The 19,501-nt window shown below is 41.4% G+C and carries 20 protein-coding genes; 12 read left to right on the plus strand and 8 right to left on the minus strand.

The features are described from left to right. The first annotated feature begins 235 nt into the window (after positions 1–235). A complete protein-coding gene (gene spxA, locus G6R08_RS17645) occupies positions 236–631 on the plus strand; it encodes a transcriptional regulator SpxA (protein ID WP_079529418.1) in 396 nt (131 codons plus the stop codon). Positions 632–736: 105 nt separating this feature from the next. Here spxA and G6R08_RS17650 read toward each other — a convergent pair whose 3' ends face one another. Continuing rightward, positions 737–1,399, minus strand: coding sequence for a TerC family protein (locus tag G6R08_RS17650; protein WP_163529812.1), 663 nt, complete (start codon positions 1,397–1,399; stop codon positions 737–739). 280 nt (positions 1,400–1,679) lie between these two features. Between G6R08_RS17650 and mecA the strand changes: the two genes are divergently transcribed. The 3 genes from mecA (at position 1,680) to pepF (ending at position 5,516) form a co-directional block, all read left to right on the plus strand. Then, on the plus strand, positions 1,680–2,384 hold the full coding sequence (gene mecA, locus G6R08_RS17655) for an adaptor protein MecA (RefSeq protein WP_163529814.1): 705 nt from the start codon (positions 1,680–1,682) through the stop codon (positions 2,382–2,384). Positions 2,385–2,477: 93 nt separating this feature from the next. Beyond that, a complete protein-coding gene (locus G6R08_RS17660; RefSeq protein ID WP_163529816.1) occupies positions 2,478–3,641 on the plus strand; it encodes a competence protein CoiA in 1,164 nt (387 codons plus the stop codon). A 66-nt stretch (positions 3,642–3,707) separates the two neighbouring features. Beyond that, complete coding sequence (gene pepF / locus G6R08_RS17665; protein WP_163529818.1) at positions 3,708–5,516, plus strand: oligoendopeptidase F; 1,809 nt, start codon at positions 3,708–3,710, stop codon at positions 5,514–5,516. Positions 5,517–5,982: 466 nt separating this feature from the next. On the opposite strand, the gene G6R08_RS17670 is transcribed toward pepF, so the two are convergent. Genes G6R08_RS17670 through G6R08_RS17680 form a run of 3 tightly spaced genes read right to left on the minus strand, consistent with a single transcriptional unit; the run spans position 5,983 to position 7,905 of the window. Beyond that, a complete protein-coding gene (locus tag G6R08_RS17670) occupies positions 5,983–6,870 on the minus strand; it encodes a ClpXP adapter SpxH family protein (protein WP_163529820.1) in 888 nt (295 codons plus the stop codon). Further along, positions 6,867–7,268, minus strand: a complete 402-nt coding sequence (locus tag G6R08_RS17675) for a globin domain-containing protein (RefSeq protein ID WP_163529822.1) — start codon at positions 7,266–7,268, stop codon at positions 6,867–6,869. The genes G6R08_RS17670 and G6R08_RS17675 overlap by 4 nt, the downstream gene beginning before the upstream one ends. Positions 7,269–7,323: 55 nt before the next feature. After that, complete coding sequence (locus G6R08_RS17680) at positions 7,324–7,905, minus strand: CYTH domain-containing protein (protein ID WP_163529824.1); 582 nt, start codon at positions 7,903–7,905, stop codon at positions 7,324–7,326. Between the two features lie 169 nt (positions 7,906–8,074). Between G6R08_RS17680 and yjbM the strand changes: the two genes are divergently transcribed. From yjbM to G6R08_RS17695, 3 genes are read left to right on the plus strand one after another with little or no spacing between them, the layout of a single operon-like run. Then, positions 8,075–8,713 (plus strand): GTP diphosphokinase, encoded by a 639-nt coding sequence (yjbM, locus tag G6R08_RS17685; protein WP_163529826.1) that lies wholly within the window; start codon positions 8,075–8,077, stop codon positions 8,711–8,713. Positions 8,714–8,728: 15 nt separating this feature from the next. Beyond that, positions 8,729–9,538 (plus strand): NAD kinase, encoded by an 810-nt coding sequence (locus tag G6R08_RS17690; protein WP_163529827.1) that lies wholly within the window; start codon positions 8,729–8,731, stop codon positions 9,536–9,538. Next, the gene (locus tag G6R08_RS17695) at positions 9,535–10,413 is read left to right on the plus strand and encodes an RluA family pseudouridine synthase (RefSeq protein WP_163529829.1); all 879 of its coding nucleotides are present in this window, start codon (positions 9,535–9,537) and stop codon (positions 10,411–10,413) included. Before G6R08_RS17690 ends, G6R08_RS17695 begins: the two co-directional genes overlap by 4 nt. Before the next feature lie 214 nt (positions 10,414–10,627). On the opposite strand, the gene prpE is transcribed toward G6R08_RS17695, so the two are convergent. Further along, entirely contained in the window at positions 10,628–11,368 is a 741-nt protein-coding gene (gene prpE, locus G6R08_RS17700; RefSeq protein ID WP_163529832.1) for a bis(5'-nucleosyl)-tetraphosphatase PrpE, read from the minus strand. Between the two features lie 79 nt (positions 11,369–11,447). Further along, complete coding sequence (locus G6R08_RS17705; RefSeq protein ID WP_163529834.1) at positions 11,448–12,620, minus strand: FtsW/RodA/SpoVE family cell cycle protein; 1,173 nt, start codon at positions 12,618–12,620, stop codon at positions 11,448–11,450. Positions 12,621–12,800: 180 nt separating this feature from the next. Here G6R08_RS17705 and mgtE point away from each other — a divergent pair, with 180 nt between their 5' ends. Beyond that, on the plus strand, positions 12,801–14,165 hold the full coding sequence (gene mgtE, locus G6R08_RS17710; protein ID WP_163529836.1) for a magnesium transporter: 1,365 nt from the start codon (positions 12,801–12,803) through the stop codon (positions 14,163–14,165). 50 nt (positions 14,166–14,215) lie between these two features. Here the strand turns inward: mgtE and G6R08_RS17715 are convergent, their stop codons facing one another. Continuing rightward, complete coding sequence (locus G6R08_RS17715; RefSeq protein WP_163529838.1) at positions 14,216–15,220, minus strand: DUF3231 family protein; 1,005 nt, start codon at positions 15,218–15,220, stop codon at positions 14,216–14,218. Positions 15,221–15,247: 27 nt separating this feature from the next. After that, positions 15,248–16,315 carry a DUF3231 family protein gene (locus G6R08_RS17720; RefSeq protein ID WP_240339764.1) on the minus strand — a complete coding sequence of 356 codons (1,068 nt, stop codon included), beginning with the start codon at positions 16,313–16,315 and terminating at the stop codon, positions 15,248–15,250. Positions 16,316–16,568: 253 nt separating this feature from the next. Between G6R08_RS17720 and fabI the strand changes: the two genes are divergently transcribed. The 4 genes from fabI to G6R08_RS17740 all read left to right on the plus strand — a co-directional run bounded on the left by fabI (position 16,569) and on the right by G6R08_RS17740 (position 19,422). Next, on the plus strand, positions 16,569–17,345 hold the full coding sequence (gene fabI / locus G6R08_RS17725; RefSeq protein ID WP_163529839.1) for an enoyl-ACP reductase FabI: 777 nt from the start codon (positions 16,569–16,571) through the stop codon (positions 17,343–17,345). A 299-nt stretch (positions 17,346–17,644) separates the two neighbouring features. Then, the gene (locus G6R08_RS17730) at positions 17,645–18,178 is read left to right on the plus strand and encodes a CotO family spore coat protein (RefSeq protein ID WP_163529841.1); all 534 of its coding nucleotides are present in this window, start codon (positions 17,645–17,647) and stop codon (positions 18,176–18,178) included. Positions 18,179–18,323: 145 nt separating this feature from the next. Next, complete coding sequence (locus G6R08_RS17735) at positions 18,324–18,545, plus strand: hypothetical protein (protein ID WP_163529844.1); 222 nt, start codon at positions 18,324–18,326, stop codon at positions 18,543–18,545. Positions 18,546–19,032: 487 nt separating this feature from the next. Further along, the gene (locus G6R08_RS17740) at positions 19,033–19,422 is read left to right on the plus strand and encodes a spore coat protein (RefSeq protein WP_240339835.1); all 390 of its coding nucleotides are present in this window, start codon (positions 19,033–19,035) and stop codon (positions 19,420–19,422) included. The last annotated feature ends 79 nt before the right edge of the window (positions 19,423–19,501 follow it).

Below are 19,501 nucleotides of genomic sequence, written 5' to 3' on the forward strand. Positions count from 1 at the left end.
CGAGTACGAAGTATATGTTTTTTGCAAATATCATGGTGGTTAGTGGTACTGCATATAGTACAGTTTGTAAATTTTGCAGGATTATTAGTGATTTACGGTATTTTTTACTTAGGTGTTATAGATTTCAGTTGACATGTGTGTTATAGTTATTATATAAGATTAGATTATACTAATTTTAAATTAATAAGCAGTCAAATAATGAAATACAATACATTTTGAGGAGTGAAGTTTCAGTATGGTAACACTTTATACCTCACCAAGTTGTACATCATGCCGGAAAGCAAAAGCGTGGCTTGAGGAGCACAATATTGCTTATACGGAAAGAAATATTTTTTCTGAACCGCTAACGATCGATGAGATCAAGGAAATCCTAAGAATGACTGAAGATGGCACGGAAGAAATTATTTCTACCCGTTCGAAAGTCTTCCAAAAGTTAAAAGTTGATTTCGATCAATTGCCTATGCAAGACTTGTTTGACCTTATCCAAGAAAATCCTGGGCTGCTGCGCCGACCGATTATTATTGATGATAAGCGATTGCAAGTAGGTTACAATGAGGATGAAATCAGACGTTTCTTACCGCGAAGCGTACGTACTTTCCAACTTAGAGAAGCACAACGCTTAGTCAATTAAAATAAAAAGCTGCATCTCTGATAAATGAGGAGATGCAGCTTTTTTTCTCACGTGCGGTGATTGTTCAGATGAGGGATCTTGTCCATCCAGTCGCTTAAGGTTAGCTTAAGCTGTTTGGGTTTTTTTGTTCATAAAATAACCGAAAGCAATGGTGAGCAGCACTACAAAAGCAGGAAAAATGTAGTGAATGATGGAATTCGGTTCAAGGTATGTTATGATTCTTCGGTCTTCCAGGATCATTTCGCCAGCTGTAAAGGCGAGAATCCCCGCTCCTATATAAATAAGAATCGGAAACTTATCCATTAACAATAAGATAAAACGGCTTCCGAAAATAATAATTGGAACAGAAATCAGCAGGCCGAGAATCACAAGCAAGACTTCACCGTGTGAAGCCCCAGCAATCGCTAGAACATTGTCAAACCCCATGACGATATCTGCAAACACAATGGTCTTTACAGCAGTAAAGAGGTTATCACTACTTTTAATATGTTGCGTATCATCTGTATCAGTTAGCAATTTAATCGCAATATATAAAAGAAGGATTCCACCAATTAAGCGTAGAAATGGTATGTGCAGCAAATATAAGGCCACTGTGGTCAACAGGACTCGGGCAGCGATGGCTAAGCCTGTCCCTAAAAAGATCGCCTTACTTCTTTGATGTTTAGGAAGATTCCTACTTGCTAAAGCTATGACTACTGCATTATCTCCACCTAAAATAAGATCAATTGACACAATGATAAAAATAGGTTCAAGCAAGTCCCAATTCATTCGAGAATCCTCCTACAATTTAATGACAAACGATTTAAAATAAGCTACAATGGGAAGTCAACCTTTCCTAAAAAAGGCTCGGCAATGGTCAAACGTTGAAATCAAGCAATTTGTTTTCCATTTACTGATTCCTGTCATACAATAAAAGTAACATCAATCTTTATAAGTGTTACCCATCACGATGGTTGAAGTTTTTGCCTAACGGGTAAGGTAAAAGTAAGCGTATTAGGGTGAACGATCCCTTCCGCCATACTAAAAGATAGAAGGGAGAGAGACACACATGGAAATCGAACGCATAAACGAAAACACTGTTAAATTTTACGTTTCTTATCATGATGTTGAACAGCTCGGATTTGACCGTGAAGAAATTTGGTACAATCGTGAGCGAAGTGAGCAGCTTTTCTGGGAAATGATGGATGAAGTAAACGATCAGGAAAACTTTCAAGCTGATGGACCGCTGTGGATTCAAGTTCAGGCTATGGACAAAGGTTTAGAAGTGATCGTCACAAAAGCGCAGGTTTCCCAAGATGGTCAAAAGCTCGAACTCCCTAGTGATGACGGCAAATCGATTGATGTACCGATGGATGAGAAACTAGAATCTTTACTTGATGATAAATACAGTGATACAGATCAAAGCGAAACAGAACCAGATAATGAAGAACATGATTCAAAAGAGGGTGTCTTTGAACCATTGAACTTTACGTTACGTTTTAATGAATTTGAAGATGTCATTCAGCTGAGCCATTATATGACGAATGAGCATAATATGGATAATTCTCTCATTCATTTTGAAGACACCTACTATTTATATATTCAATTCAATGATGAAAATATGAGTGATGATCAACAAGAAAATATTTTAAGTCAGCTAATGGAATATGGACATGAGTCTTCTGTAACCATTTATCGTCTTCAAGAATACGGTAAAGTCATTTTCGCTGAGAATGCTTTAACGCAAATTAAAGATTATTTTCCATCCCATTAATAAATGTGCACACTGCATGAAGTGTGCTTTTTTTTGTCTAAAAAAAGGGATTTTCAGCTTTATGGCGAATAGGTTTAGGTGGAGGTGACATTATTGCTGTATGCATACGATCATCATGGAAAGCTTTGCTCGTTATATCAACTGTCCAGAAAACAAATTGAACAGATAAGGCGACAAGTGACGTACTATTGCCCCACCTGTAAAGAACCCCTTCAAATTCGTTCCGGCCTCCATCACATCCCGCACTTTGCCCATTTTTCAACCAGCCAGTGTAAACGAAAATCCCAAGGTGAAAGTGACGAACACGAGTCTGGAAAATGGCTGCTTTTCAAATGGCTGAAAGATCAAGGGTACAAAGTTGAAATGGAATATTTTATCAAGGAAATAAACCAGCGCCCTGATTTGTTTTTCATAAGTCGTGACAAGCGCCGAATTGCAATTGAACTGCAGTGTTCTACTATTTCCCCCGATATCATAGAGAAGCGAACGAATAGTTATTACGAAGCCGGTATCTTTCCTTTATGGATTGTTGGGAGCCGTCACTTCCGGCAAAAAGGAAAGCATCAACTGCTGCACACGACCTTCCATCGCTCACTCCTTTATTACTTTCATCATTCTTACTGTATGTATTACTTAAACGTAAATGCCCAGTCTGTCATAATTGTTGATCATATCCTCGGATTTCAGCATTCTAATTGCTTCGCCAGGTCCCGAGCTTATCTCCTCGACTCCATTACTTTTCCTCAGCTGTTTGCCCCGGCCAGCCCTTCGGTGACATCTTATTTATATTTCTGGGAAAAATACTTGTTCAAACTCCGCACGATCTATCAGAAATCGGTGGGCACAGAGGAGCGTCAATGGCGCCAGTTTCTTTACTTAAAAGGAAAGCATTTCTCGTTAATTCCATCCGTCTGTTGTTTACCTGTGCCGAGTCAGTCCATTTATTCTGTGAAAGTCTATATGTGGCAGACAAAATTTGTCCTGAATCATTTTATCGATCGACCTGTAGGAAGTTTAATAAAGCTCGGACATCGTGATAAATGCTTGACGATCAATCGTTATCAAGCAGACCCTGTGCAAGAATACTTACAATTACTTGAACAGATGGGATATGTGAGAAAGTCTCCTAAAGGAAATTGGATAAAACGAAAAGAAATCACTTTTCCGACTCATATTACCCAGGCTTTGGAAGAAGATAAACTAGTGATGAACGTTTTAAAAAATATGGTGCCCAGACATAATAATGTATCGTTATAGGAAGGATTTTTTACTAAGAGAATCGAATTTTTTAGATGGCGACACAATTTGGAGGAGGATGTATACATGGCATCGACAACAAAACAGTTACCAAAAAGGGAAGAAATCCCTGAGGAATTAACATGGAATCTTGAGACAATTTTTGCGAGTGATGAAGAATGGTATAAGGAATTCGAGGAAATTAAAAAGCTAATCCCAGAGGTACAGGCTTTTAAAGATACACTGGGAAATTCAGCGGAACAGCTGTACCAGTTGTTAACGCTGCAGGATAAAGTATCAAATAGAATAGGGAAACTATTTACCTATGCCCATATGCGCAGTGATCAGGATACGGCCAATTCACATTATCAAGAGATGAATGCGAAAGCGGAAAGCCTTTTGACACAAGTTTCTTCTTCTATGAGTTTTATCGTTCCAGAGATTTTATCTCTCTCAGAAGAGAAGGTTAAGAGCTATATAAACGAGCACAAGAAATTACAACAGTATGAACATACGCTGCATGAGATCCTGAGAAAAAAAGAGCACGTACTAAGCGAAGAAGAGGAGAAGCTGTTGTCGGGGTTCTCGGAAATCGCTTCAAGTCCTTCACAGACATATGGAGCTCTTAGTAATGCCGATTTAACCTTTCCAACGATTAAGGATGAAGAGGGAAACGAAGTAGACTTAACTCAAGGCCGTTTTGTAGGGTTTCTGAAATCCGAAGATCGGGAAGTAAGGCAGAATGCGTTTCAGGCCATGTATGACACGTATGGATCTTTTAAAAATACATTTGCTTCAACGTTAAGCGGCCAAGTGAAAAAAGATAATTTCTTTGCGGAAGCTAAAAAGTATGAGAGTGCACGGGAAGCGGCACTGGATGGAAACAAAATTCCAGAATCCGTATATGATAATTTAATTGAGGCAGTGGAGGAGCGGCTGCCGCTTATGCATCGTTATGTGGCCCTGCGTAAGAAAGTGCTTGAACTAGATGAACTGCATATGTACGACTTGTACACACCGCTTGTGAAGGATGCTGAAATGGAGGTCTCCTATGAAGAAGCACAACGGGTCGTTCTTAACGCACTAGAGCCATTAGGCAAAGATTATGTGGACGTGGTAAGGGAAGGGCTGACGAGCCGCTGGATAGATGTCGAGGAGAATAAAGGGAAGCGGAGTGGAGCCTATTCCTCTGGACATTATGGCACAAATCCGTTTATTTTAATGAACTGGCAGGATGACGTCAATAACCTTTTCACATTGGCCCATGAACTGGGGCATTCGCTGCATAGTTATTATACTCATAATAACCAGCCATACCGGTACGGAAACTACTCCATTTTCGTAGCGGAAGTAGCTTCTACTTGTAATGAGGCATTATTAAACGATCACCTCATGAAGAAAACGGATGATAAGAAGGAGAAACTGTACTTATTGAACAACTTCCTGGAAGGTTTCCGAGGTACGGTTTTCCGGCAGACGATGTTTGCTGAATTTGAGCATGAAATTCATATTCAAGCACAAAAAGGTGAGGCATTAACAGCCGATAAACTGACACAGTTGTATTATGACTTGAATAAAAAATACTTTGGAACTGAGCTCGTTATTGATGAAGAGATCGGGTTAGAGTGGGCAAGAATTCCTCACTTCTACATGGGCTATTATGTATATCAGTACTCAACTGGATATGCAGCAGCCACAACCCTTGCTGAACAAATTCTAACTGAAGGGGAACCGGCTGTTGAAAGATACATGAGCTTCCTGAAGGCTGGGAGCAGTGATTACCCTATTGAAGTGTTGAAGAAAGCCGGGGTAGATATGACCTCGAAAGATCCTATTTTAAAAGCATTGGATGTATTTGAACAGAAACTTGATGAGATGGAAGAATTACTGCAATAAGAATGAATAAACAAGCTGCCTCTTTGACTAAAGAAGCAGCTTGTTTCAATTTATAAATCCGCGAAATTTCTTTCGGTGAAAGACTAAACTGACAAACATATAAATAGAAACGAATAGGAGAGGGGCGGAAATATATAACGGAAACAGGAGCATTAATCCGAAAATGTGAAAGAGAATTAACAACAAAAATAAAGGGATGTAACCCAAAATGACCCATCGTTTCATGACAGAAACCTCCTTTTTATTTACCTTATGAGCCAATCTCTAAATTATTCCCAGAAGTATGCTTCAATTGACAACATTGTGAACAATTGGCTGATCGCATTGTTCATTGCCCACAGGGTTGATATACTTAAATAGTGAAGAAATTCACATTAATGCTGTACTGTGTAACCAACCCCCTAAAAATAGAAGCATTAGCAGCTAACTGCTAATGCTTCCTACATAGTGTTCCTCTATTTTAATTCTACGAATTGATATATTCCCAGAAAGTACCGTATTTCACCGGAACTTCCCGGACTTTTTGTCGTAACACCAGCTTCTTCAATTCTTTTTTTGTTTGCTGTTCTGTCCAATCGTAGACGACGGATATTTCTTTATTTGCGACAAAACGATAATGATGTAAAAACTCTTCCAATTCAGGTTTTACTGCAGGCTTTGGATCTTTTTGAAGCATTTCTTTTAATACTTTCACGTAAACATCATATGAATAAAGGCCGGTAATCTTTAGTCCTGCATCTTCTTCAGATTCGTTAAAAACAACCATCGTTGGTGTGGAATCCACATCCATCTCTTTTGTCAATTTAAAGTCGCATCTCAGAGCTCTGTGTGCAGCATCTGCATGTAAATCTTTTTTAAATTCATTCACATCTAAACGACTTTTTCCAGCACATTCAATGAGAACATCTTCGTTCGAGATATCTTTCCTATCCAAAAACACATATTCCTGCACTTTTCTAAGAAAACGCATACCAGCTTTCTTGCCCTGTAACTCCGCAGCTTTTACTGCTAAGGCTGTTACGAGAGGGGAGGAAATCGGGTTTTCAATCCACACGTCTCCATCACAGCACATTCCTGTTCGTGTTCCTGTTTTATCCCATACTTTCTTGAGTATTTCTCGCTTTTCGGATTTAAACTGCTGCAGGGAAGCTAAATTTCCGCTAATGATGGGACGAATCGTAAAGAAACGTCCGTATTCGATCGTGAGCTTTTTTAAAAACGGTTCAATCGACCAGCATTCAGGACAGAGAGGATCAATAAATACATAAATCTCAATAGGCCGCTTTAGCAAATCAAAATAACCACTAGCGGTATTCTGGTTCCCTGAAAGACTGCTCGTACTTTTCCAACTCACATCGATTCTCCTTTCTCATCTTCTGGTGTATTCATCATATGGTTAGCTGTCATGGTTAAGCGTTCAAACATGAATTGACGGTATGGATCTTGAATGTCAGCTTCTTCGAGGGCTTTTGCCATGCAGGACAACCATGCATCTTTTCTTGTAGGAGTGATCGCAAATGGGAGATGTCGTGCTCTTAGCATCGGGTGACCGTGCTCCTGAATATAAAGAGGGGGGCCACCGAAAAATTGGGTTAAAAATTGTTTCTGTTTGCGAGCGGTTTCCGTTAAATCATCCGGAAAAATAGGGATGAGGTCAGGATGCTGGCTGACGTGTCGATAAAAACAATTTACTAGCACATTTATTTTGTCTTCGCCTATAACTTCATAAATGCTGCCGGGTTTTTCGTTCATATAATCCCTTCCTTGTCTGTTTATTCATTTTAGCAACGGTGAAGGTGGACGGCAACTATTCTGATTTTAGTTTGGCCTGAAAGAACCTTTTTATTTTATTATCTGTCGCTCGTTTAGGAATGTGATAAGAGCTTAAAATATTTGCAAAAACCTGCTCCCCCTGCTGTTTAGAGCTTGCTTCTAATTCCAGTTCATAATCAGATTGCCCACAGTAAAAACTGTGATCCAAAACGACTAGTGTATCGTTGTATGCACGCTCTTGTCTTTTGGTAGTAAGAGCACCGATGTAACGTAGATCGGCAGCTGAAACTCCGAGTTGCTCTAACTGTCTGTTGATTTCGAGCGGTGCAGACAATTGATTCTCCAGCCAGAGCCCGGCTTCTGCTTCTGATAGGGTATGGTGCGTTTCCAAAAGGCCATCAGGGTGAGGTTCCTTCAAAGTCAGTGTCCATGTGTCGTTTTTTTGTCTTATTCTTAAAGCCGCTCCCTTATCGCGCAGCTGGTAGTCATCTGTTTCAAAATAATAATTCGTTTGTTCCACCTGTTCAATCGTGGCAAAATCAAGTTGTTTGTAAAGAGTATGATACTCTTCCTCTGTTAACAGGTTTTTAAATTCAATTTCAATTTCTTGTGCCATAATATGCGTCACCTCTCCTTTAATTATGATTTATAATAGGTTAGAATTGCAAAAGTTAGCCATTATCCATGAGTTAAATTCTGGTGATGGAATAAGATTATGATACAATGTTTGTGAGTCTAAACACACATATGGAATACACAGTTTGGTACATAAAGGTGGTGCTCGAATGAATTGGGATACCTTTTTAGCACCTTATGCGCAGGTAGTTGACGAACTTAAGGTTAAATTAAAGGGAATGCGGCAACAATTTGAATATGAGCGTGAACAATCTCCCATTGAATTTGTCACAGGGAGAGTAAAGCCGAAGACAAGCATTATGGAGAAAGCACGCAGAAAAGCCATTAACCCCGAAGACATGAGGGAAGAGCTGCAGGATATTGCCGGAGTGAGAGTGGTTTGCCAATTTGTAGATGATATTTATTCTGTCGTCACAATGTTGAAGAATCGCAACGATTTCACCATTGTAGAAGAAAAGGATTATATAACTGAAAAGAAGGAAAGTGGATACCGGTCTTATCATATGATCATCCAATATCCGGTTGAAACGATTCATGGAAAGAAAATGGTGTTGGCTGAAATTCAAATTCGGACATTAGCAATGAATTTCTGGGCCACCAATGAACACTCGCTTAATTATAAATATGCAGGTAAGATTCCCACTGATATCCAGGCACGTTTAAAGCGTGCAGGAGAGGCAGCCTTTTTACTCGATGAAGAAATGTCAAAGATCAAACACGAAATTCAGGAAGCACAAAAAATATTTAATCGCAAAGAAGATCAAAAAAGGAAATCGAAGAAACCGTAGAGGGGTGGAAGGCAAATGAAATTCTCTATACTCTCAAAAGGAGATAAAAAGTCGAACGAAATCCGTACAAAAATCAAGAGTTACTTGACTGAGTTTAATTTGGAGTATGATGAGGAGGAGCCCGATCTCGCGATTTCCGTCGGTGGGGATGGAACATTATTGGAAGCGTTCCATACGTACGTTCACCGGCTTGACCGAACCGCCTTCATTGGGGTACATACCGGTCATTTGGGCTTCTATGCGGACTGGATGCCAGAAGAGTTGGAGAAATTGATTATTGAAATCGCACGTACTCCATTCCAAGTTGTTGAATACCCGCTACTTGAAGTAACGATTCGTCCTAAGGGCGGAGGGTCAGAAGATCGTTATCTGGCACTCAATGAGTGTGCCATTAAGACATCAGAAGGCTCTGTGGTATTTGATATCGAAATCAAAGGAGATCACTTTGAAACCTTTCGCGGGGATGGCCTTTGTATTTCTACCCCTTCAGGAAGTACTGCGTATAATAAGGCCCTGGGCGGAGCGATCCTTCATCCTTCCCTTGAAGCGATTCAAATTGCCGAGATGGCGTCTATCAATAACCGTGTCTTCCGGACGATCGGTTCGCCTCTTATCTTACCCGGTCATCACACATGCCTTCTGAAGCCGCTGAATGAGCGCAGCTTTTTATTTACGATTGACCATATTACGAGAACATATAAAGACGTAAAATCGATTCAATGTCGTGTTGCGAAAGAGCGAGTGCGATTCGCCCGTTTCCGTCCATTCCCGTTTTGGAAAAGGGTTCATGATTCCTTTGTCGCAGATGATTATACACCTGAATGAGTTATCAGAAGGAGTGGACCATTGATCAAGTTTCGGCAGGGAAAACCATTCAGAGTTTTCTAAGAGGGGAAGCGCTTTTTTCCAGACAACTGCTCAAAAACGTTAAGACTGGAGGCACAGTGTTAGTGAACAACACTGGTGTTCCTATTTCAACTACGTTATCGGCCGCTGACCGATTAACGGTCTTATTTCCTGCAGAAGTGCGTTCAAAGGTGTTAATTCCGGAGCCCGTCCCGCTTCAGATTGTGTATGAGGACGAAGATGTTCTCGTACTTAATAAGCCAGCTGGAATGGCGGTGTCGCCTACAGCTGATCACCGTTCTGGAACGCTTGCGAATGGAATCGTATATGATTATGATCAGAAGGGCTATGACTATACAGTCCATATTGTCACGAGACTGGACCGAGATACATCTGGCCTGCTTCTTGTTGCCAAACAGCAGTACAGCCATGGGAAACTTTCTGCAGCTGGAGAGATCAAAAGGAATTATACAGCGCTGGTACAAGGCAGCCTCTCCCCTTCATCAGGTATGATTACGGCCCCGATCGGAAGAAAAGCCGGGTCGATTATGGAGAGGGAGATAACGCCAAATGGAAAGAAAGCTGTCACGGAGTATGAGGTGACAGAAGTGTTACCAACTGCTAGCTTAGTTCATATTCGATTACATACAGGGCGTACCCATCAAATTAGAGTTCATATGAGCTACCTGGGCCATCCGCTGGTCGGGGATACGTTATATGGGGCATCGGGCTCGAATATAGCCAAAGGACATGCGTTACATTGTCATCGCTTAGCGTTTAACCATCCTTCTACTGGAGAACAAATTAGTTTTAAGTCTGCACCGCCTCAAGTATGGTTGGATCCGGAAAAATAGGGGGGGCAAGCAGGATGGATAGGGCATTACGCTTGTGCGTTTAGTTGTTATTAATTAGAGCTAGGGGAGTATCTTTTTGAGATAGGTCACTATCTTTTTGAGACAGGGCGTTATCGTACCATGCCAGGTCACTATAAGGTACTCATGTTAAATAGAAGGAGCGGCTCGCAGATGATGCAGCCGCTCCTTCTTGCTTTTTCATTATCCTCAGCTCTTACGCATGATAATTGAACTTTTCCTCGACAAATGGCATAGAGGAAGGGACGCTTACGATCTCTTCCTCCGGGAGACGGAAAGCCGTAAGCTGATTGCCGAATACACAGCCTGTATCAATATTGACGGTGCGATTAACGAAACGTGGTTCATACACGGGAGTGTGTCCGTACACAATCCATGTATCGGCTTTATAAGTTTGTGCCCAGTCTCTACGCTCAGGGCGTCCGTCTGGAAGCTTCTCCCCTGTGATATCTCCATACAGTACAAATGTCCTGATCCGCTTGTTTTCCTTACCAATATCCTCAGCACGAATGCCAGCATGAGCCACCACCGCCCTGACTTCGGGGAGCTGTAAATAAAGCGGGGAGGTCTCAACTAACTCCATAAACATCTGTTTCACTTCTTGCTGTTCTGATCCAGAAAGATTGCGATATTCCGCCGCTGTCGTTTCGAGTCCGTGTTTCTCTTGAACAGGATTTCCTAGAAAAAAGCGGTATAACTTGTTGCAATGATTGCCAGGTACATAGTGAGCTATCTGCTGTTCTATCACTAACTGGTAGACAAACCGAATGGTTTCAATGGAACGGGGGCCACGGTCGGTAATATCGCCTACAAAGACAGGCACTCGCTCTTCTGGATGAATAGGGAGGCCGTCCTCCCATCGATATCCGAGTTGATTAAATAAGTCAATAAGTTCATCGAGACAGCCATGCACATCTCCGATAACATCAAATTGCATAATAACCCTCCTTATCCGGAAAATACCGTACGAAAGCAAAAAAAGGTGGATTATTAGAGCTTTCCACCTTTTTGCATTTCTATTCAAACATATATGTTCTCGTCCGTGATTTAACATTTAAGACAATGCCAATGGCGAGCAAATAAGCGAGTGTAGAACTTCCCCCATAGCTTAAGAAAGGCAGGGGCAGTCCTGTGATCGGCAGCAGTTGCAGAGACATGCCGATATTTTGGAAAACTTGAAACGTGATCATGCCTACGATGCCGACAATGATATAACTGCCGAAGGAATCATTACTTTCCAGGGCAATCTGAATCATCCGATAGAGCAGTAAAAAGAATAAGGTTAGCACTAAACTTGCTCCGATAAATCCGAACTGTTCTGCGACGGCTGTGAAAATCATATCTGTATGACGTTCGGGAACGGAAACTTGGAAGTTACCGATCCCTTTTCCAGTCAGCTGCCCGGATCCGATTGCAGTGATCGATTTAATGAGCTGCAGCCCGTAACCTTGCGCGTATTGCTCTGGTTGAAGCCATCCGTAAAACCTTGAATCGACGTGAGCAAAAATAGATTCCTCTAAATAGTCGGTTACGGCTGTAAATCTTAAGAAAAACATTAAGACGGTTACTCCAATGACTAATAAAACCGAAGCAAGTATGGAAATAAGAATTTTCCATTGAATCCCTGAGACTAGAATTAGGAAACTGGCAATGGCCACAAGAACGAGAAAGGAGCCAAGGTCTGGCTGAACAGCGATTAATCCCATTGGTGGAAGAGAAAGACCGACCAATTTACCTAGCAGTAAAAAATCAGATTTAACGGTTTTCGTGCGATGTTTCTCATGGTGTCTGACAATCACATGCGCTAGCGTGATAACTAGGAAGACCTTGACAAATTCAGCCGGCTGCAGGGTTATCCCTCCAGGAAGACTGAACCAGCTTGTCGCACCTCCTGAAGTAACGATAATTTGTGGCGGGAAATTAAAAAAGAGCAATAAGAGCATAAATACACCAAATCCGTATAAAAACCATACAAGATGGTGAAGCCGGTCATAGTCCATAATCATGACAATGGCAGCTCCAATGCCGCCTAAAATGTACCAAACGATTTGTTTTAAGTATGAGCCCTGGTCCGCTGGAGATAAGAGCGGGTCGAGTGTGTATAAAGTAAAACAGCTTACGATTCCTAATGCGACTACTACGAAGATGATCGTATAGTCTATTGGTGATGTTTGTTGAGTTTCATTCATCTTTGTTCCCTTTCTCTAAACATTCTCTAAAACAACGTGTATCATTGTAAGTGTACAACATTCGCAGACTTTTTTTAAGTAAGGTTTTTCATTTTGAAAAAAGTAACGACATTTATTGACAAAAGTATGGCGTGCTATTAGTATAATAAAAGTTTATAAGAACGAAGGGGAGGGAGACGTATGGAACATTTAGATGATCAAGAGCGCCGCGATGTTTGGAAAACGATTCAAGATGCTTTGTTAAACGATCAAATTGACCAATTCAGGGCAGAATTTCTTGAACTTCATCCATATGATCAGGCGAAAATTTTTGAAGAGGTAGCGGACGATGTTCGGCTGCAAATCTATACGTATTTATCCCCTGAAGAAGTTGCAGATGTGATGGAACATATTGATTATGATGAAATTGAGCCGTTTTTCGCTGAAATGGATCCAAGATTTGCGGCACAGGTTTTTGCTGAGATGTCTACCGATGATGCGGTTGATATATTAAATGAGCTTGATAAAAATAAAGTTGCCAGTTTTTTAACGATTATGGATGATGAAGCAGCCGATGAAATTAAAGATTTGCTTCATTATGAGGAGAAAACGGCCGGTTCGATTATGACGACTGAATTTGTAGTTGTCAAAGCAGGCATGACGATCCGTGAAGCCATGCTGCATTTAAGAAAAGAAGCCCCTGATGCTGAAACCATTTACTATACGTATGTCATTGATGAAGACAAGCGGCTTGTTGGGGTAATTTCGCTTCGTGATTTGATTATCTCTGAAGAGGATTGGTTTATTTCTGATGTGATGAGTGAACGTGTTGTGTCAGTGCCTGTCGGGGAAGATCAGGAGGAAATTGCCCGGATGGTGCGCGACTATGACTTCTTAGCCTTACCGGTTATTGATTTTCAAGAGCATTTATTAGGGATTATTACCGTTGATGATATTATGGATGTTATGGAAGAAGAAGCTAGTGAAGACTATTCAAAGCTTGCTGGGATATCCGATGTGGACAGCCCGGATGAAAATGCGTTTGCTTCTGCGAAAAAACGACTGCCGTGGCTCGTCATTTTGCTGTTTCTCGGAAGTTTAACAGCCAGCTTGATCGGACGGTTTGAGGATACGTTGGATAAAGTGGCGATATTAGCTATTTTTATTCCGTTAATTGCCGGCATGGCTGGGAATACAGGTACACAAGCGCTGGCTGTGGCTGTTCGCGGGCTTGCTACTGGCGAAATTGATAAGCAAGGCAAGTTTAAAATGATTATACGTGAAGCGGGAACTGGACTGATCACAGGAGTGAGCTGTGGTGTGATTATTACGCTTGTCGTTTATTTATGGCAGCACAATTTCTACTTAGGATTGTTAGTGGGGTTATCCATCATGTCAACATTGATCGTAGCGACGCTGGCAGGTTCTCTTGTCCCACTGGTCATGCATCGCTTTAACATTGACCCAGCGGTAGCCTCCGGACCCTTTATTACGACGATCAACGATATCATTTCGATTTTAATCTACTTTGGAATGGCTACTGCATTTATGAACTTGCTAATATGATACAAAAAATCCCGGGTTTCCTTTGATAGGAAAGGCCGGGATTCGTTTTATTATTTTTTAGCTAATTCATCACGGTCTGGACTTAGCGGAGGCTGCTCCATCCAGTTGTTTTCAATCATCAGATTTGCCCCATCTTCGGCATACTTCCCAATTTCCGCGGTCAGGCGTGAGTATTTTAAATGAATGTCACGTCTCATGGTCGTGGCTATACTCGTCCCGTAATACCCAATGCCTATCGCAATTAACGCCGTAATGTGAAACATCATCAGTTTATCGGAAAACGGCGGTGTCGTCGAGGCAGTGACTTCCGAATCCCATGTCACTGCGGCCGGGATATCATCTTTGCTCAGGATACTGCCAAATACTTCGACGTGTTTGGCAGCAATCTTTTTGCCTCTCATCATGTATTGGGTCACTTTTTTGGATTTGGCTGCTTGACTGAAACCAATTAACACAGCCCTCCCTAAACTGTTTCGTTGTATGTTGTCGTAAAGATTCGTGACTTCTAATGAGGTTAACGGTCGTTTCTCCCCAAACCAGCCAGCAAGAAAATGTTTATTAGATACAAATTCAACTTGTTTAGGATAAGGGATATAAGGGGGACGAATATAAAGCCCTTTTGACAACAAGATCTGATTGGCTTTTTTATGAACGTCACCATACTCCTGTAAGCATTCGAGAAAAAAGGCATGGAGATCAGGTCGTCCTGCCAGAGCTGTTGAAACACTATGTGCATTCAAACCTAACTTCCCAAGCTGCTGAACATAAGCCAACATGAATGAATCAGAAAAAAGTCTCGGGGCGTTGATATTGACATCGTCTTCCGTAAAGCCTGCTGGGACTGCGAAGTTTTCCTTGCGCATTAGCTTCGTTAATTTTCGAATATGGGAGTTTGAGATCTCCAAGGTGTATTGCAGAAGACGGCGAATCTCATCATCTTCCACATGGTTCAAAAAATAACGAAGCATGCAAACGGTTAGCGTATCGTTTTGGTAGGACCCCCAAATTTGGGATATCTCAGCTGATGTCATCTGAGTGTTGTGCTCTGCTTCCATTATATAACCTCCCATCGAAAAATCATTTTATTTGAGTGGATTGTTTACCAGTTTATTTCTGTCAGTAGCTAACGGGGGTTGCTCAAACCAGCCGCGATCAATCATCATTTGTTGGCCATGATTCGAGTAAACACCGATTTCCGCGATAAATTTAGCGTACTTGATATGAATGTCATGTCGTAAGGTTCTGGACATGGAAATTCCAATATTCTCAAGACCAAGCTGGTTCGCCAAACCACCTAGATATAACATTAATTTATCGCTAAACGGCGGGATCTTGGAATCCGAAACGTGCGGATCCATCGTCATCGGGGAGGGGATGTTATCGTTGGCTAGAAGGTTGCTTAGCTGGTTTATCATCTTATCCGATAAATCTCTGCCATTCTGGAAATACTTCCTCAACTTTTTAGAGGAAGCCACCTGGCTGAACCCCATCATTAATGATTTGCCTAATATATTCGTAGTAAGGTTTAAGTTCGCGTATTTAATTTCAATCGAAGCCAGGGGTCTGTTTTTACTTGAGAAGTAGGATGTAAAAGAATTGTTCTCTACAAACTCGACTTGTTTAGGATAAGGGATTTTAGGCGGTTTGATAATGGTTCCTTTTTCGGACAAAAGGTGTGTACTTCTTTCGTAAAGCTCATTTAATTCTTCAATTCCCTGACGATAAAAATTGATGATATCCTGCCGGTTGGAACCCGTAAGCGCACGAGCGTATTGGCCGTAGCCGCCGACTGCCATTTGCTGTAAAAAGAAAAGCATGAAGGTGTCGTCGAACAGTTGCGGGGCGCCTTTATGAAGGTCAGATGATCCAAATCCGGCTGGGACGGGAATCTCTTCCTTTACGAAAAGCTCTGCGATCGTTGTGATGTGCCGTTTGGACAGACCTTGACTAAAAAGAAGAAGTTCTTTGACTTCCTCGTCCTCTACGACTTCTATGAAATGTTCAAATATTACAGCATACATGGAATCCCCCATATAATTACTCCATAAGTCTCCCAGCTCCGAGGAAGTAAGCTCGGCATGCTGCTGATGTTCTAAAACCTGAGATTCCAACTGCTTATCTTTGTTTGTATGATGGTCTGCAGCACTCACGATTCGTCCCCCTTTCTATTGATGATGTTTTGTGAAACCTTGTACGACATAACATGATCGATTTATAGTGTGTGTTTATGTGGGAAACATTATTCCTGATGCACCAATTACAACCAGGGATAAAGTCTCTCCTAACTGCTCAGGAAATTGAACACGAGGTGTAATTGTAATTTGTATGAAGATATTATAAAATAGGATCAGGTACTAATAACAAATCATAATACTTAGTAAGACCCCAAGGAGGACTTGTTTTATGAATGGATCTTTAGAAGGCCGCACTTATGTTGTCATGGGTGTTGCGAATAAGCGCAGTATTGCGTGGGGAATTGCACAATCATTAAATAAAGCAGGAGCGCGATTGATCTTCACCTATGCTTCAGAACGATTTGAGAAGCCAGTCCGCGACTTAGCTAACACACTCGAAGGACCGGAATCCCTATTTTACGAATGTGATGTAACGGATGATGAGGCGATCAACCAAACGTTTGCAGCGATTCAACAGGATGTCGGCGTCATTCATGGCCTGGCGCACTGTATCGCCTTTGCCAACCGTGAAGAGCTGAAAGGGGAGTATGTCGACACAAGCCGGGATGGTTTCTTGACCGCTCATAACATTAGCTCCTATTCCTTAACAGCTGTTGCCCGAGCCGCTAAGCCAGTCATGTCTGACGGTGGCGGGATCGTCACTCTTACGTACCTTGGCGGGGAAAAAGTAGTGGAGAACTACAACGTCATGGGAATTGCGAAGGCAAGCCTTGATGCCAGCGTCAAATACTTAGCGAATGACCTCGGTAAACACCAGATCCGAGTTAATGCGATTTCAGCAGGTCCGATTCGTACACTGTCAGCCAAGGGCATTGGCGACTTTAACAAAATTTTAACAGAAATCGAAGAGCGTGCTCCGCTTCGTCGTGCTGTAACTCAGGAGGAAGTAGGCGACACAGCGTTCTTCTTGATGAGTGATCTTTCAAGAGGAATTACCGGTGAAATCATTCACTGTGATTCTGGTTATAATATTGTAGGGTATTAATCTATCCCTGCCCCTGAAGGTAATGTAGCCACATTACCTTCAGGGGCTTTTTTATGACTGAAAAGAGCTTACTCAATGCGTTAGGTCGGAATGTTGCTTCGTTAAGTCGTTATCCTCTCGAGTCAAGGAGGTATATTAATGAGATAGGTCGTTATATTTTTGAGACAAGGCGTTATCGCTTTTCGTTAGGGAGCTATAGATACACTAACCAGTTGTAAGGAATGAAAATGCAGCACATGAAAAGATAGGTGGGCATATACATAGAATGACGACCAAATGAAAAAGGGGAGATACCTTAAATGGCAAGTAAAAAGAAAACGGCAAAACCTCCTGTTCTGTATATTACACAACCCAACCTCGAACCGGCTGAAATATCCATGCAAACGAGTTATCATAGCGATGTACCATCGGACCAATCACCGACCCAGCAGCCATCGTCGGACCAACCGACTTCCTCACAACAACCACGGCGAGTGAATAATTTTCAAAATCAATTGCGGCAAAGGAGCACGTATCGTAAAAAAATAACTAGAAATCAAAAAGATGTACCTAAACAGCAAAATGCGGAGCAGGAGGATCAATCCTCTGACAATAAAGAGAATCGAACAAAATTTCGTGATATGACGATTGAGGAGAAAGTGAAGTATTTCGTTAACCTTCCTGCACAAGTTCCGAAAATGAAATGTGAGGTAGCAACGGCGGAGGAAGGCCAATTCCGCGGATTCATCGAAGGATATAATGAAGGTGTAGTTGAGATGAAAACACTTCAGAAGCCATTCGAACAGCATATAAAACTCCAAGATATTCAATCGATTCGTTTACTTGGATTCTAGGTTCGCACATGAGTACCGACGAGATGACCTCGGCTAGTTTAGCCCGACGTCATCTTTTTTTGTTTTGGAAAATAGACCTCTACCCATAACACCCTAATGGTTTCTGAGTCATATACTATACAAGAAAAAATAGGAGGTGGATGGATTGAGTAACAATAATGAGGATTTCCAGAATATTTCTGGAAGAATTATCGATATGATTGTAGGCTCGACATTGAAGAAACATGGCGTAGAGCTGGACGCTAGTAAAATAGATCCTGAGCAAAGAGAAGAAATCAAAAAAATTGTTGAAGATTTAAGGAAAAGTGCGGACTCGTTAACTAAAAAAACTAGTGAAGAAGATAATAAGGATGAAAAAGATAAATAGATCGCTTAGCTGAAGCCGGATAATGACCTCCATTGTCCGGTTTTTTTATTGGTCACTGTAAAATCATGAATGGTTCTCTCCGTTTAAATCGTTGTTGCTGAAGCCTCGTTGCCGTCACTGGGAGGATAAGGCCGCTAATTTCCAATGATGTTTCGAAAAAGTCATCAATATTTTAAGAAAATAGGTATGTATATAGAGACAATCACCCTTCCCCTTTAAGGTAATCAGCGTAGGATATTATTAAATAGCAAGAAGGAGGTGACGTAACATGGGAATGTCAAGTTATGACAAAAAGAGATTGTTAATGTTGGAAAGAAGAAATAATGAGAAGAATTGGGAAGATCTAGGGCCGGTTACGTGTGAGGATAAGTGTGACGATCATTGTGATTACAAGCACGACAAATGTGACTGTAAATATGAATGCAAATGTGATTTTGAAGATAACAGGGATGACAACTGTCCAAAGTGGAATGCTCTAGACCCAACGATGGAATTTCCTTTTGGGAATAGTATCGATCAGGATGCTGAAGCAGAACTGAAAAATGTGCAGAAATCTTTTGAATCGATTGTGATCAAAGATTCATGCGATGTAGATGTTAGAACAACTGATACGCAATTAGCTGTTAATATTCAGGTGGCCATCCAGGTAGCTATTGCCCTGATTATCAGCATATCAATTGCAGACAGTGAAAGAGCTAACACGATCACACAGGATATAGAAGCACAGTTGAAATCTGCCCAAGTAAACAAACAGCAGACGTATATCGAGAATTCACGCAACGTAACAGTCGCAACAGACGATTCAGATGTTGCAGTAAACGTTCAAGTAGCCATCCAAGTACTAATCGCATTGGTGGTTCGACTAGGTATCTTGTAATGTAATGGTATATTCATGCAAAAAGAGGTAGAGTACCCTCAAAGTTGATGACTAAATCTATTTAAGGGAGATGCCTAAC

Origin of the sequence: Halobacillus ihumii (genome assembly GCF_902726645.1) — a bacterium.
Lineage (GTDB): Bacteria > Bacillota > Bacilli > Bacillales > Halobacillaceae > Halobacillus_A > Halobacillus_A ihumii.